Genomic DNA, 14958 nt, shown 5'->3' with positions numbered 1-14958 from the left:
TCGAGAAAGGCATCCGATGAGCATGTATCTGCTAGCCGCGCAGGACGCGTACGGCGCCGTGCTGGCCCAGGTGGGCAACCCGACGCCGGAGGCGCCCCCCGGATCCGACAAGATCCTGCAGCTGGTGCGCTACCTCACCTGGTTCGTGCTGCTGTCGGGCGTCTGCGGCATCATCTACGCCGGCGGCCGGTTCGCGTGGGAGAAGTGGACCGGCGGCGGCCTGGAATCGCCGAAGATGGTGGCGGGCGCGATGATCGGCGGCGTGGTCGCCACCAGCGCGGGCACCATCATGAACGCCGTCATCGGCACCTAGAGGGAGCGCCATGCCGACGCCGCGACCGTCCCTGGAACTGTCCGCCTACAAGCAGATGCCCTCCGAGGTACTCGAACCCATCATGCAGCTGCTCAACTGGCTGCTGTGGTTCGTGCTGCTGGTGTGCCTGGCGTGGATGATCCTGTCCGCGGGCCGCCTGTGGATCGCGTTCCGCACCGACCTGGCGGCCAACGACGCCTCGCACGGTGTGCTGATGAGCCTCATCGGCGCGACGGTCGCCAGCACCGCCTCGGGGATCGCGTTGGCGTTCCTTCCGACGTGAGCCGGCCGGGACCGGAGGGGAGCGGCTCGATGAACCGCACAGTGGCGCAGCCGTTCTCACTTACGTCGGCGTCGGCGTGCCTCGGCACGACGGCGCTGTCGCACGCGGACACGGCTGCGTCGGCGCGCAGGAATCCGGCAGCGGCCCAGCCGCGCACGGGTGCCGGGGTGCGGTCGCTCACCGACGTGGTGGCACAGCCGCTCATGAGCGCCACGGCGCGGGTACACACCCACCCGTCGGCACGCCCCATTCCGGCGCGCGGACGGCGCGGTGCCCGCCGACCGGCCGCGGGTGTGGTCGGCGCGGTGCTGCTGGCCGCGGCCGTGGGCTGCGGCGGCGGTGACGAGGCCGCGGGCCCCGACCTGTCCGAACCGCCGAGCGGCGTGCGCTGGCAGAGCTTCCAGGGCGTCGCGCTGCCGCACACCGACCAGGGGCCGAAGACCGAGGACGGCGGTGCGGCAACGGGATTCGACCGCACCCCGCCCGGCGCGGCGGTCGCCGCCATCACCCACACGGTGCGCCTGTCCGTCGCCAGCGACAGCCAGTGGCCGAAGGTGGTTGCGGCGGAAGTGATTCCGAGCACAGCGCGCGACGAGTGGTCGGTGGCGCGGGTGCAGCTGTCCATCACCGGACCCGCCGATCCGGAGTACGCCCCGCGTTTGCTCGGCTACCGGATCACCGAATACACCGAGCAGCGATCCGCGGTGGACGTCTACACCGAATACTCCGATGGCTCCCGCGCCGTGAACCACACCGTCGTGGAGTGGTACGCCGAGGACTGGAGATTACGACTGCCCGAATCGGAGTCGACCGCACGGCCGGTCGACGCCATCGACGAACTACCCACCGACATCGTGACTTTGGAGGCGCCGCAGTGAGCGAGAAGGGGTCGTACGCGCGCGACCGCGTCTCCTTCGGCGGGGTCGCCTCCGCCGCGCTGCTCGCGCTCATCGTCATCGTGGGCGCGGTGGTGTACCTCAACCGCGACGAGGCGACACCCGACACCGGCGACGCCGAACTCACCGCCACCACGGGCGAGGGCTTCGCCACCCCCGAGGTCGACATCTTCGGCAGGCGCGTCGACGTCCCGAACAACCCTGCGGGACAACCGCTTCCGCAGGATCCGTCGCTGCAGCGCCACTCCGGCGATCCCGACTGGCTCACCGGCGCGCCCGTGGGGACCACCGAACCGCGCGGCTGGCAACGGGTCTACGGCGCGTCGGTGCCGTTCTCGACCTCCGACGGCCCGAGCCGCATCGAGGACGGCTTGGCGGTCGGGTACGCGCACACCCCGCAGGGCGCGGCGCTGGCCGCCGCCCAGATCACCTACCGCCTCAACGCCCGCCCGGCCGACCGCGACCTGTACGTGCGCCAGGTGCGCGTCTCCGCGCAGCAGATCGCCGCCTACGATCGCGCGCTGGAGGAGGACCGCCTGCCCGAGCAGCAGCCGGAGAAGGTGACCAGATACTTCGTCGCCCCCGACGCGTTCAAGGTGGAGAACTACGCCGACGATCTCGCCATCGTCCGGTTCGCCTCGCGCGGGCCGGTGGTCGACGGCAGACAGCTGTGGGCCGCCCTGCGCCTGGTGATGGTGTGGGACGCGGGCGACTGGCGGCTCAAACCCGCGACGAGCAACGGCGCTCAGACCGAACTGATCGAATCGCTCGAGGGGTGGACGCGATGGTGAGCGCGACGCAAACCGAGGAAACCCAGCAACCTCAGCAACACCCCACCGTCCAGCTCGTGAGAAAGGCCCGGGTGCCAGTTGCCAGTCCGGATCGAGTCCCTGCGACCAAGCGAGGGGTGGACAGCATGGTGAAGAAGCTCCTGACGATCTTCGCGGTCATCTGCACGGTGATGATCGCGACGCCGACCGTCGCCTACGGTCAGACCTACGGCTTCGACGAGACCTGCAACGAGATCCACGACACCCTCGACGACGTCGGCCTGCCCGGCATCTCGCTGGGTGACGCCGCCTCCGCGGTGTGCAAGGCGGGCAACGCCGCCTCGCATCCGGGCGACGCGGCCACCACGGTGAAGGACGCCGCGTGGGACTCCACCTTCGGCAAGGTGGTCGACTCGCTGATGAACGGTCTCGGCGAGGCCATCATCCTGGCGCTCACGTTCTGGATGAACGTGCCCAACGAGGCGGCCAGCGACGGCGGTTCGCTGTTCACCAAGATCCAGGACTACACCTATCAATTGCAGATCCTGCTGCTGATCGCCTCGGTGATCCTCACCGGCGCGAGACTGGCCGAGGCCAGACGCGGAGCGGCGGTGAGCGAGGCGGCCGAATCGTTCCGCATGTTCGCCAGGGTGGTGTTCAGTTCCTGGATGCTGGGCGCGGTGATCGTGGCGGGCACGGTGGCCTCGGACCGGTTCGCCGAGTGGATCATCAACGACTCCACCGACGGCAACGCCAAGAACATGGCCGAGCTGATGGTGAAAACCAGTAAGCTCCAAGCCTTCTCGCCCGGCCTGGTGCTGATCATCGCGATCGTCGGCCTGCTCGGCGCGCTCGCCCAGATCGTGTTCGCCATCGTGCGCCAAGGCCTGCTGATCATCGCGGCGGGCGCGCTGCCCCTGGCGGCGGCCGCGTCGGGGATGAACGTCGGTAAACAGTCGTATCAGAAGCTGATCGGCTGGATCATCGCGTTCATGCTGTTCAAACCGGTGGCGGCGATCGTGTACATGATCGCGTTCACCACCGCGGGCCACGTCGACGGACTCACCTCCACCACGGGGCTGCCCGACGGCGAGGAGGCCCAGCGCATGTTGGTCGCGATCGTGCTGCTGTGCAGCGTGGCGTTCGTGCTGCCCGCCCTGATGCGCCTGGTGACCCCGGCCGTCGCGACCGTCGGTTCTGGCGGTTCGGGTCTGGCCTGGACCGGCGGCGCCGTGGTCGGCGCGCTGGCGCTCGGCGCGATGGGCACCAAGGCCGTCGGCGTGAAGGCGGCCGCGGGCCCCGGCCAGGCCGGCTATGTGAGCGGCAGCGGTTCGGGCCCGCGCCCGCCGGGTGGCGCGGGCCGCGGTGGCTCACCGCGCCCGGCGCCGCCTCCGCGCGGCGGCGGTGGCGGCGGGGGAGCGGCGGGTCAGACGCCGCAACAGGCCGCGGCCGGGGTACCGTCCGGTGCCTCGCGCGCGGCGGGCCGGGCGGGCGCGGCCCAGGCCGCGACGACACCGCTGCGCAACGCCGACCAGTCCATGGGTGACGTGGCGGGCGACCGCTGGGCGAACCGTTCGCCCGACCTCGGGAGGAGCACCATTCCGCGATGACGACCGACACCTACGAGCGCCGTTCCTACGGTCTGTGGCAGAAGCCGCGCAGCGCGGGCCTTTTCGGCCTGCGCTGGGAGGAGACCGTCATCGGCTTCGTCGTCGTGATCACGGCGCTGCTCTGCGCGATGTTCGGCGGCTTCAAATGGGGTCTGATCGTCGGCGGCACCGGCGCGTTGATCATGGTGCCCCTGGTGTGGCGCACCGGGGGCCGTTCGGGCTACGAGACGGGATTGATGATGTTCAACTGGATGCGCTCGCGTAATCGCGGCGAGCACGTGTACCGGGGCGGCCGCTTCTCCCGCATCCCGGGCGGAGTGACCCGGCTGCCGGGCCTGCTGGCGCCCTCGAAGCTCTACGAGGGCATCGACGCGGGCGGCTACAGCTTCGGCATGATTCACCTGCCGCAGTTCGCGCAGTACACGGTGGTGCTGCGCGCCTGGCCGCAGGGCCACGAGGCGGTGGACCAGCCGGTGATCGACCGCTGGGTCTCGGCGTGGGGCACCTTCCTCGCCTCGATGGGCCAGACCAGCGACATCGTCGCCGTGGTGCCGGTGATCGACACCGTGCCCGAGACCGGAAACCGTTTGCTCACCGAGGTTTCCGCGATCACCCGGCCCGACGCGCCGGACCTGGCTCAGCAGGTGATGTACGAGCTGGCCACCGAACTGCCGCAGGAGCGGGTGCAGCTGCTGCCGCGCGTGGCGATCACGTTCAAGGCCACCACCGCCGAGCGGCGCAAGAACCCCGCCGAGGAGGCCGTCGAGATCGGCCGCCGCCTGCCGGGCATCTGCGCGGCGCTGGCCGAGGCGGGCGTGCGCGCCCAGCCCATGTCGGCCGACGAGGTGATCTCCTTCATCCGGCGCAGCTACGATCCGGCCTCGCAGGCCGATCTCGAGGTCGCCGCCTCCGAACCCGAAGGGCACGGCCTGGATTGGGCCGACGCGGGCCCGATCTCGCACGATGAGAAGTGGGATCACTTCGTGCACGACGGCGGCCGCTCGGTGACCTGGGAGATGGACGCCGCTCCCGAGGGCGCGGTGGACGAACGGGTGCTGCAGCGGTTGCTCGCGCCGAATCCGGAGGTGCCGCGCAAGCGCATCGCCATCGTCTACCGTCCGCATTCGGCCGCCGACGCCGCCGAGATCGTCGACGACGACTTCAAGAACGCGCTGGTGGCCCAGCAGAGCGAGCGCGGCGTGGTCTCGGCCGCCGCCACGCTGCGCGTCGGCGCCACCCAGCAGGCCCGCGAAGAGCAGGCCAGGGGCCACGGCGTGACCCGCTTCGGCGCGCTGGTCACGATCACCGAGCCGATGCGCGGTGACCTGCCGCGCATCGAGGCCATCACGCGCGACCTGTCCACCCAGGCGCGACTCAAGATCCGGCGGTGCTACCGGTACCAGGCGGCGGCCTTCGCGGCCTCGCTCGGGTGCGGGGTGATCCTGCCGGAACACGCGACCATTCCGAAGGCATTGGCGGGGTGAGCGATTCATGGCACGGGACCACGAGCCTCCGGTACGGGAGCGCGACGAGGCGGCACGCCGGGCACGCCGGGAGCCGGAGGGCTACCACGCGGGCTACGACGAAGCGCCGCAACGCCGCTCGGGTCGGGGCGCGCCGCGTATGAGCGGCGACGAGCGCATCGGCGTCGACGAACGCCGCGCGCCACGGGACGGGGAACGCAGGCCGCGTCCCCGCCCCGACGGGGCCCGTGCCGAACGTCCGCACGGCGAGCGCGGGTATGTCGAACGCCCGCACGGGGAGCGTTCGCTCGGCGACCGCGCCAGGGCCGAACGCGCCGCCGCCGAGCGCGCCAGGGCGAGCGCCGGGCGCGGCAGGCCGCCCCGCGAGGAGCCGGCCCGGCGCGGCAAGCGGCCCGCCCGCCCGCGCGCCGACGATGCCGCCGACCGCGCGATGGGCGTGTCCGACAAGGCGGCGCAGCGCGCGAAAGCCAGGGCGGAGAAGAAGAAACAGTCCGGGCCGCCGCTGCTCGACGATGTCACGCGGGCGCGGCTCGAGGAGACCGCGCGCGAGGGCTCCGGCCTGCGCGCCGCGTGGGCCGCCTTCCGGGTGCGCACCGACGATATCCGCCGCCGCAACTACGCCGCGCGCGCCGAGCTCACCGTCGAGGACGGATTCGACCGCAGCACAGCGCAACTCACCGCCCGCGGCTACGCCGGGCCGGGCGGCGGACGGATGAACGTGGTGGGCCGCCCCGTCGAATACCGCGCCACCACGGCGCAGGTCGCCGGATTGTGGCCGTGGTCGGTGGGCGCGGGCGCGCCGCTGATCGGCACACCGCTCGGCTCGCACCTGCACACCGGCGCGCCGGTCTGCTTCGACCCCATGAACTGGTTCATGCGCGGCAGCTTCATCACCGCGCCGAGCCTTTTCGTGCTGGGGCTCAACGGTTTCGGCAAGTCCTCGCTGGTGCGCCGGATCGTGCTGGGCGGCATCGCGCAGGGCATCACGCCGCTGATCCTGGCCGACGTGAAACCCGACTACCGCCGGATGGTGGAACTGGTCGGCGGCCAGGTCATCGACCTCGGCTACGGTCACGGCAAACTCAACCCGCTGGCGGCGGGCGTACTCGGCTCGGTGGTGCCGCTCCTGGACGAGTTCCCCGCGCTGCGCCTGCAGGTGCTGCAGGATCTGCGCGCCCGCCAGGTCACGCTCATCGCGGGCCTGGTGGAGCTGGTGCGCGGCGCGCGCGTGCGCGACTACGAGGAGACCCTCATCGCCACCGCGCTGCGCATCCTCTACCAGGAGGGCAGCGGCTACACCCCCGACCGGCCGCCGATCATGGAGAACCTGCTCGAGGTGATCGTCGCGGGCGGCGAGGAACTCCAATTGGACGCGGGCGCCGACGATCCCGGCGAATACCAGATCGCGATCAAGGAACTGCGCCGCTCGCTGCGCGCGCTCACCCAGGGCCCGTTCGGCGCGGTGTTCAACGGGCAGACCTCCGTGCCGATCGACACCGACGCCGTCGCGGTGTGCATCGACGTCTCGCACATCCCGACCGGCGACAAGAAGCTCAAGGCCGCCGTCATGCTGGCCTGCTGGGCCGACGGTTTCGCCTCCGTGGAGGCCGCGCACGTGCTGGCCGACGCGAATCTGGGCCCGCAGCGCTACTTCCAGGTGGTGATGGACGAGCTGTGGCAGGTGCTCGGGCTCGGCGACTTCATGGTCGACCGCGTCGACGAACTCACCCGTCTGCAGCGCGGCCTGGCCACGGCGCTGATCATGATCAGCCACACCATCAAGGATCTCCAGTCGCTCGGTTCGGAGGCCGCCATCGCCAAGGCGCTCGGCTTCCTGGAACGCGCGCGCGCCAAGATCTTCGGCGCGCTGCCCGCCGAGGAGGTCAAACGACTCGACAGCACCGTCCCGTTCACCTCCGCCGAGGAGGAGATGGTGACGGGATGGTCGGCGCCGCAGGCACTTACGGGTGAGGCGCTCAAACCGGGACAGCAGCGGCCCTCGCCGCCGGGCACCGGCAAGTTCCTGCTGAAGATCGGTGAGGACCGCAGGCCCGGCATTCCGTTCCACATGGAGTTCACGCTCTCGGAGAAGGAGAGCGGTATCCACGACACCAACCAGCGGTTCAGCGAATTCACCGGCGGTACCGGCCGATCCGGCGGCACCGGCGGCGAATCCCCGAACGGAAGTGCGGCATGAGATACCGTCCGGTAGGCGAAGCTGCACAGCGCTGTCGGACGGGAGCGAAAAGCCGAGCGCCCCAACGGGCGTCCGGCGTGTGGAACCGGGCGCCGCATCGGGCTGCGGCACTCGGCGAGAGGATCCGGGCGTCGCAACGGGCGGTGGCGTTCGGTGGAAGGGGTGCCGCATGATGCCGCATCGTTCGTATCGCAGGGTCTCGCCGGAGGTGCGCAAGGCCGCCGTGGAGCAGGTCCTCGCGCTCACCGGCACGCTGAGCAGCGAATCCGAGGCGTGCCGGGTGGTGGCCGATCAGATCGGCGTGCACACCAATTCGGTCCGCAACTGGGTGCGCGCGGCGGAGGGCCCCGGCCTGGAGCGGATGGACGCCGTCGCGCTGCGCCGCAAAGTGGCGCTGCTGCAACAGCAATTGGCCGCGGCGGCCGAGATGAACCGCACCCTCGCCGACACCTTGAACGAAGCGCAACGGCGCACGTGACCGCTCCCGTCGAGGTGAGGGCACCGTGAGCGCCAAGGGGATCCTCTGGGGCGTCATGAGCGTGGTCGTCGGGCTCATGGCACTCGTACTTGTCGTCGTGCTGCCCGCCGTGGAGGACCCGTGCGAGGGCCAGTCCGTCCTCGGCCCGTCGGGCACCGACCTGCCCCCGCTGGGCGGTGTCGCGCCGGGGGATCAGCGCGTGGCGGCGGAATCCACGGACGCGCAGGCGAATCCGACCGCGACCGCGACGCCGTCGCTGGCGGCGGGTGTCGGTCCGATCCGGCGCACGATGCCGATGGCGGCGGGCACCTACACCGTCTCCGACGTGTTCGGTTCGCGCGGCGGCGGGCACCGCGGCGTCGATATGGCCGCGGCCGACGGCACGCCGATCTTCTCGGTGTCCGACGGCCGCGTGGTGGCGGCCGGACCGGCCTCGGGCTTCGGCAACTGGATCGTGGTCGACTCGATCGACACCAACGGGCGCGGCTATTCGGCGGTCTACGGGCACATGTGGGATCACGGCGTGCTGGTGCGCGTCGGCGACACGGTGCGTGCGGGCCAGCAGATCGGCCTGGTCGGTTCGGCGGGCGAATCCACCGGCCCGCACCTGCATTTCGAGATCGTGCCGGGCGGGCGCTTCACCGGCGGCCGCCAGATCGACCCGATGCCGTGGCTGGACGGCGCGCCGACACCGGATCTCGGTGGCGCGCAGTGGTATTCGGCCGACCCGCGCTGCCAGCTCGGGTTCGGCACCGCGGGCGGCGCGCTGGCGGCGGGCAAGGTGCCGCCGGAACTGGAGATCTGGTACCGCCGGGCGGGGTCGCTGTGCCCGGAGATCACGCCCTCGCTGCTGGCGGCGCAGGGACGTCAGGAGTCGGGTTTCCGGCGCGGTCTCACCTCGCCCGCGGGCGCGCAGGGCCTGGCGCAGTTCCTCCCCGGCACCGCTACGAGCACCAACCCGGACGACGGGCGCCCGTATGTCATCGACGCCGACGGCAACGGCGTGGCCAGCGTGTGGGACGACGGCGACGCGATCATCGGCCAGGGCCGCTACATGTGCGCCATCGCGGGCAAGATCAAGCAGTGGCAGGCCGAGGGCCGGGTGCAGGGCGATCTGACCTCGCTCACGCTGGCCGCCTACAACGCCGGCGAGGGCGCGGTACTGGCCTCGGGCGGCATGCCCAACCAGTACGCGGCGCACTGGTCGGAGACGAGGCCGTACGTGGCGAACATCCTGGCGATGGAGGCGCAGTACCGTGCGCCCGGCTCCACCGGGCGGTTCAGTCCGGGCGAGGGTTCGCCGGGCGAACAAGTGGTGGAAGCCGCGCACGACTGGCTCGGCACCCCGTACGTGTGGGGCGGCGGCGGCCCGCAGGGGCCCAGCGACGGCGGCCTGGACGGACCGGGACTCACGGCGGCCGCGGTGTTCGCGGCCTCGGGCGGTGCGGTGACGTTGCCGCGCACCGCCGAACAGCAGTGGGAAGCGGGCCGCGAGGTGTCGATGAGCCGCGCCGAACCGGGCGATCTGGTCTTCCACTCGTTCGGACCGCGCGGGCCCGCCCAGGTGGGCGTATACGCCGGGGACGGGCGGATGATCCAGTCCGTGCCGGCGGCGGGCGCCGGTGCCGGTGGCGGTGTGCGCGAGGTGGCGGTTCCGGGTGACGCGCGGGTGCGGAGGGTGCTGTGAACGGGAGACGTGCGGGAACCGCAGGGCCGGGCCGCGACGCGCGAGCCGTTGCGGCGGGTCGCCGATCCGGTGCGGGCGCGCGCCCGCCCGGGGTGGCGCGCGATCTCGCTTCCGGTCGCGGCATCGGCCGGGGGTGTGCCGGCGGATGCGGTCGTGAGGGTGTCGCGCGCGAACACGCCGGAACTCGGGAGCCGAATGGGCGGGCGCGGTACGGGTCCCGCCGGTTAGCCTGGGTGGACAGGGTGAACGCGCGCGCGAAACTGGTGGTGATGCTGGTGCTGAGCGTGGCGATGGTGGGTGCGGCCTGCGGCAGCGACGACGGCGATCCGGAGTCCGGTGCGCCGGGTGCCGCCACGTCGACCACGCGGTTGCTCGAGGAGGTGCCCGCGCCCGACCCGGTGACCCCCGACGGTGTCGCCGTCGCGGCGCTGCAGGAGATCTTCACCTGGTACCCCGCCACCGAGGAACCGGGAGACTCCGTGGACCGCGCGCGGAAGTGGCTGGGCCCCAGCATGATACGAATGCTGGACACCGAGCCCACCGGTGCCGAGGCGCCGAGACCCTCACTGCAGTGGGCGGAGTGGGCGCAGGCGGGCGTCACCGTGGAGGCGTTCACGTTCGCGTCGGGGGAGCGGCCGCCCGAGGGCGCCGATCCCGCGGTGCGGCAGTACAAGATCGGCATCGAGCAGACCGTGGTGCGCGCCGACGGGCGCCGCGAACAGCTGCCGCCCGCCACCGTGATCGCCACGGTGGTGCAGACGCCCGAGGGCTGGCGGCTCGACGCGTTCCGCTGACGACAGGCATTACCCCGCAAGGCCATTCGAGGAGGCAGACATGGCGAAGAAGAAAAAGGTCACGGATCCCGCCGACCCGGGACCCGATCTCGGCCTCTACGCCGTCTACGCCGGTTTCGGTGTGCTCGGAACCCTGTGGATCGCACTGCAACTCGGCAACCGGATGTCGGCGACGCCGCAGGACTTCCCGATCAACCCGATCGAGATCGTCGCGGGCCTGGCGCGCGGGCGCTTCACCTGGCCGACCGCGTCCACGGTCATCGTGCTGCTGGTGCTGCTGACCGTGGTGGCGATCATCCTGGTGCGCAGGCAGTTGCGCAAACGACAGGGCAAGGGCGCGCTGCCGGTGGACGAGAAGGCCCAGTACATGGGCTCGGGCGGCGCGATCTACGGCCTCACCGAGGCCGGGGTGCGCGAGAAGGCCGAGCAGTTGGGCATGCGGCTCGGCTACGACGACGCGCCGGGCGTGCCGCTGGGCATCGGCGTCGCCGACGGCGTGATGCTCTACGGCTCGTACGAGGATCTGCACCTCGACATCTGGGGTCCGCGCCAGGGCAAGTCCACCTCGCGGGTGATCCCGGCGATCCTGTCGGCCATCGGGCCGGTGCTGGCCACCTCGAACAAGCGCGACGTGGTGGACGCGACGCGCGACGTGCGTGAGTCCAAGGGCAGCCCCACCTTCGTGTTCGACCCGCAGGGCGTCGCCGACGAGAGTCCCAGCTGGTACTGGAATCCGCTGGCCTGGGTGGACGCCGGGCGCGAGGGGTGCGAGATGCGGGCCCAGCGCCTGGCCGGTCACTTCGCCGACGCCGACAATGGCGGCGAGAGCGGCAAATCCGACGACAACTTCTTCGATCCGGAAGCCGAGGACCTGCTCGCCGCGCTGTTCCTCGCCGCGGCGGTGGCCCAGCGACCCATCACGCAGGTCTGGGGCTGGGTGACCAATCCGGTCGACACCGAACCGATCGAGCTGTTGCGCGGCGTCCGCCACGACTTCATCGCCTCGGGTCTGGCGATGCAGTACAACGCCGACCCGCGCACCCGCAGCGGCATCTTCGGCACCGCCAAGAAGATGGTGCGCTGCCTGCAACTGTCGAACGTGCACAACTGGATCCTGCCGGGCTCCGATCCGGCGACCGGTCAAACGCGCAGGCAGTTCGACGAACTCGAGTTCATCGAACGCAACGGCACCCTGTACTGCCTCTCGCTGGAGGGCCGCGGCTCGGCCGCCCCGCTGGTGAGCGCGCTGACCGAGGCCGTCATCGACGTCGCCATGCGCAAGGCGTCCCGCTCGCGCGGCGGGCGGCTGCCGATCCCGCTGCTCGCGGTGCTGGACGAGGCCGCCAACGTGGTGCGCTGGAAGGATCTGCCCAAGCAGTACAGCCACTTCGGCTCGCGCGGCATCGTCGTGATGACGGTGTTGCAGTCCTGGGCCCAGGGCGCGCGCTGCTGGGGCGAGGCGGGCATGTCGGCGCTGTGGTCGGCCGCCAATATCAAGGTGCTGGGTCCCGGCGTGGACGATATGAACTTCCTGCGCGACCGGTCCGAAGCCATCGGCGAATACGATGCGATCTCCCAGTCGGTGTCGGAATCCAAAGGCGGCAAGAGCTATTCGCGGTCACTGTCGTCGTCGAAGACGTTCAGCGTCAACGCGCTCACCACGCTGCCGCGCGGCCGGGCGATCGTGTTCACCTCCGGGCAACCCGCGGTGCTGTTGCGCACCGTTCCGTGGTGGGAGGGCGAGTACTCTGCGGACGTGAAGAAGTCGATCGCGCAGCACGATCCGCAACGCAAGACCGAGATCACGGACCTGTTCGGCTCGCCGTCGCTGACCAAGGCCGAGCCGCCCCAGGAATACGGTCAAGTCGAGGAGGTTCGGCCACTGTGAGGCAATCAGCGTCGAGTGCCGTGTGCGAGGATCGTGAGGTGCGGTCATGAGTGAGGAACAGCAGCCGCCCGCCGGCCAGGAACCGCCCGCGGCTGCGGAGCCGCCGACCATCTACACCAGCGTTGTCGAGTTCGTCGAGAACTACTTGAGCCTGGTCTACCGCCGTCAGGTCACCGATATCAGCGACACCGTGTGGTGCCCCGAATGGTGGCAGCACGCCGAGGCGGCGGCGCGGCTGGACGCGGTCTGGCGGGCGTGGGAACACCTGCGTCGGGACGGCAGCACCGGATTGAGCGTGTGGTTCCTCGACCACGCCGACCCGCACATGGCCAAGCTGTTCGATCCGCGCGGCCCGTTCAAATACTGCAGTGTGCGCAACGGGCACAAGGACATGCTGAGTCCGCTGCCGTTGAAGACGCCCACCGACGGGATGTGGACCGATCCGACTGCGGGCAACTTCCGCCAGTAGGCGCACGTGAAAGTGCCCGCTGCCGAGGCAGCGGGCACCTTTCGCAGTTCCGTGGGAACGCTGTTGCGTGAGAACGCTTACTGCCGTACGCGTTCCAGTCCGCGCGCCTCGATCTCCCTGGCGCGGGTGCCGACGGCGCGTTGCGCGTCGGGCTTGGCGCGCACCGCGTCCTCGAGCGCCTGGCCCTGCCCGACCTCCACGAGCATGCGGACCGCGGCGAGTTCGGGGGCGACGCCGATGCGGGCGAGATGCGCGGCGATGGCCATGCGGCGCTCGGTCGAGTCGTAGCGCATCAGCGGCTGGCTCGCGGCCGTGGCGGCGGTTGTCGCGGTGGTGGCCATGGCGGTGTGGGCCGTATCGGCCTGCGAGAGGTAGCGGTCCTTGTACAGCGAAACACCCTTGCTGCCACCGCTTTTCTGGACGCCCGGCGCGATCTTCTCGACCCCCGGCGCCGCCTTCTCCACCGTGGGGACGGCCCTCTCGACCAGGCGCGCGAGCTCGAGGTTGCGCGGGTCCTTCGACTTGTTGTCGCGGGCCTCGCGGATCTGGAGTTCGCGGGCTTCCTTCAGGCGGGCCTCGGTGATCTTGGCCCGGGCCTCGGCTTCCTTCTGACCACGTTCCCGGGTGCGCAGCGCGACCAGGGTCGCCAGCTGCAACATGGTCTTCATGATGGCCGCGGTCTGCTGACCGATGTCGTCCAGTTCCTCGGACATGGCTGCTCCCCGATGCTGCAGTGATCACTATGGATGATTGTGGTGCTTCGTCACGGACGCCGCCGGGCGAACGGTGATCCGCCGGTGGCGCCCCGCCTGCAAACGCGGACACCCGGAGCACCCGTGTCGCGCGTTCCCATCCGGTCGGGGATCGCCCTCGTGCGGGGACGGCTTCGGCACGGAAACTCCGTGTATCGAGATTACCCGAGAAACGCCTGGCACGACCGGCCGGGCGTGCCGCAACCAGCATATAACGCGCATTTCCGACACGCGCTCGGACGCGCCGGAGGATCTCCGGCATGAGGGCACCCTTACCGGAGGAACGGCGGGGATCGCGCCCGTCGCCGGGAACGGGTCGGGCCCGGCACCGAATCCGGTGCCGGGCCCGACGGCGCGGGGTGCGCGAACTCAGTCCAGCCGTACCGATTCCAGCACGACCGGCTGGTTCGGTGCGCCGTCGCCGGGGCCGTTGGCGTTGTCCTGGCCGATCTCGGCGATCTTGTCCAACGTGGACAGCGAGTTCTCGTCGACGGTGCCGAAGATGGTGTAGTTCGGCGGCAACTGCGAGTCTCCGTACACGAGGAAGAACTGGCTGCCGTTGGTGGCCGGGCCCGCGTTGGCCATGGCCAGCGTGCCGCGCGCGTAGCTGATCGGCTGCTGCAATTCGGGGGCGTTCGGCGCGTACTGATCGGTGGGGTACTCGTCGGCGAAGGTGTACCCCGGACCGCCGTTGCCCTGGCCGGTCGGATCGCCGCACTGGAGCACCTTCAGGTACTCGTCGGCCGTCATGCGGTGGCAGGCCACGCCGTCGAAGAAGCCCTGGCTCGCCAGGCTCACGAAACTGTTGACGGTGCAGGGGGATTCGGCGTTGTTCAGGGTCAGGCCGATCGGGCCCTGGCTGGTCTCCACGCTCACGCTCACCGTCGCGTCGCCGCCGGTGGTGGGGATGCCCTCGGTCCTGGCGGGCTTCTGCACCGGCTTCGCGGCGGGCGCGCCGTCGTTGTAGGCGCAGTTCACCAGCTCCGGCTTGGGCTGGGCCGCGGGCGGCGGCGCCGCCGACAGCGAGGCCTCCGGGGTCGGCTCGGCGGCGTTGTTCTCGCCGTCCTCGCCCTTGGTGAGGAAGTAGACACCCGTGACCGCCGCGACCACGACGACGACGCCGAGCACCGATCCGGCGATGGTCATCTGCTTGCGCTTGCGCGCTCGCGCGGCGCGGTTCTCCAGCTGACGTTCCAGCTTGCGCTTGGCCGTAGCTCGTCGCTGTTCGTTGGTCGGCACTCCCACGTTCCTCCCGTATCGGCTTGCATCCGAGGTAAGAGTGTGCCATCCCTTCCTGAGACCGCTCCGGGGTGCGGCGAGCCCCGCACGCTACGGAA

Annotated in this window: 14 protein-coding genes; 12 read left to right on the top strand and 2 right to left on the bottom strand. The window is 70.9% G+C overall.

Annotated features, from left to right (window positions below):
- Nucleotides 1-16: 16 nt before the first annotated feature.
- The 12 genes from DFR74_RS01430 (at nt 17) to DFR74_RS01375 (ending at nt 12869) form a co-directional block, all read left to right on the top strand.
- Nucleotides 17-313 carry a hypothetical protein gene (locus DFR74_RS01430; RefSeq protein ID WP_067504011.1) on the top strand — a complete coding sequence of 99 codons (297 nt, stop codon included), beginning with the start codon at nt 17-19 and terminating at the stop codon, nt 311-313.
- 10 nt (nt 314-323) lie between these two features.
- Nucleotides 324-596 carry a hypothetical protein gene (locus DFR74_RS01425; protein ID WP_067504009.1) on the top strand — a complete coding sequence of 91 codons (273 nt, stop codon included), beginning with the start codon at nt 324-326 and terminating at the stop codon, nt 594-596.
- A 29-nt stretch (nt 597-625) separates the two neighbouring features.
- A complete protein-coding gene (locus DFR74_RS01420) occupies nt 626-1474 on the top strand; it encodes a hypothetical protein (RefSeq protein WP_228790889.1) in 849 nt (282 codons plus the stop codon).
- Nucleotides 1471-2283, top strand: a complete 813-nt coding sequence (locus DFR74_RS01415) for a hypothetical protein (RefSeq protein ID WP_067504006.1) — start codon at nt 1471-1473, stop codon at nt 2281-2283. The genes DFR74_RS01420 and DFR74_RS01415 overlap by 4 nt, the downstream gene beginning before the upstream one ends.
- 125 nt (nt 2284-2408) lie before the next feature.
- A complete protein-coding gene (locus DFR74_RS01410) occupies nt 2409-3872 on the top strand; it encodes a hypothetical protein (protein WP_113974960.1) in 1464 nt (487 codons plus the stop codon).
- Nucleotides 3869-5356: an SCO6880 family protein gene (locus DFR74_RS01405; protein WP_067504003.1), complete on the top strand. Its 1488-nt coding sequence runs from the start codon at nt 3869-3871 to the stop codon at nt 5354-5356. Before DFR74_RS01410 ends, DFR74_RS01405 begins: the two co-directional genes overlap by 4 nt.
- A gap of 7 nt (nt 5357-5363) precedes the next feature.
- Nucleotides 5364-7553 carry a hypothetical protein gene (locus tag DFR74_RS01400; RefSeq protein ID WP_113974908.1) on the top strand — a complete coding sequence of 730 codons (2190 nt, stop codon included), beginning with the start codon at nt 5364-5366 and terminating at the stop codon, nt 7551-7553.
- 169 nt (nt 7554-7722) lie between these two features.
- On the top strand, nt 7723-8031 hold the full coding sequence (locus DFR74_RS01395; protein WP_067513909.1) for a transposase: 309 nt from the start codon (nt 7723-7725) through the stop codon (nt 8029-8031).
- Nucleotides 8032-8086: 55 nt separating this feature from the next.
- Entirely contained in the window at nt 8087-9718 is a 1632-nt protein-coding gene (locus DFR74_RS01390; protein WP_411719590.1) for a peptidoglycan DD-metalloendopeptidase family protein, read from the top strand.
- A gap of 242 nt (nt 9719-9960) precedes the next feature.
- The gene (locus tag DFR74_RS01385) at nt 9961-10512 is read left to right on the top strand and encodes a hypothetical protein (protein WP_232331912.1); all 552 of its coding nucleotides are present in this window, start codon (nt 9961-9963) and stop codon (nt 10510-10512) included.
- A gap of 40 nt (nt 10513-10552) precedes the next feature.
- Nucleotides 10553-12400: a type IV secretory system conjugative DNA transfer family protein gene (locus tag DFR74_RS01380; protein ID WP_067513907.1), complete on the top strand. Its 1848-nt coding sequence runs from the start codon at nt 10553-10555 to the stop codon at nt 12398-12400.
- Between the two features lie 46 nt (nt 12401-12446).
- Nucleotides 12447-12869, top strand: coding sequence for a DUF4913 domain-containing protein (locus DFR74_RS01375; RefSeq protein ID WP_067513906.1), 423 nt, complete (start codon nt 12447-12449; stop codon nt 12867-12869).
- Nucleotides 12870-12946: 77 nt separating this feature from the next.
- Here DFR74_RS01375 and DFR74_RS01370 read toward each other — a convergent pair whose 3' ends face one another.
- Both DFR74_RS01370 and DFR74_RS01365 read right to left on the bottom strand, forming a co-directional pair.
- Entirely contained in the window at nt 12947-13582 is a 636-nt protein-coding gene (locus DFR74_RS01370) for a hypothetical protein (RefSeq protein ID WP_067513905.1), read from the bottom strand.
- Nucleotides 13583-13990: 408 nt separating this feature from the next.
- Nucleotides 13991-14860 (bottom strand): peptidylprolyl isomerase, encoded by an 870-nt coding sequence (locus DFR74_RS01365; RefSeq protein ID WP_067513904.1) that lies wholly within the window; start codon nt 14858-14860, stop codon nt 13991-13993.
- Nucleotides 14861-14958: the final 98 nt, after the last annotated feature.

This window comes from Nocardia puris (assembly GCF_003315035.1).
Classification (GTDB): Bacteria; Actinomycetota; Actinomycetes; order Mycobacteriales; family Mycobacteriaceae; genus Nocardia; species Nocardia puris.
The sequence above is the reverse complement of the archived record's forward strand: the minus strand, read 5'-3'. Positions and strand labels throughout refer to the sequence as shown.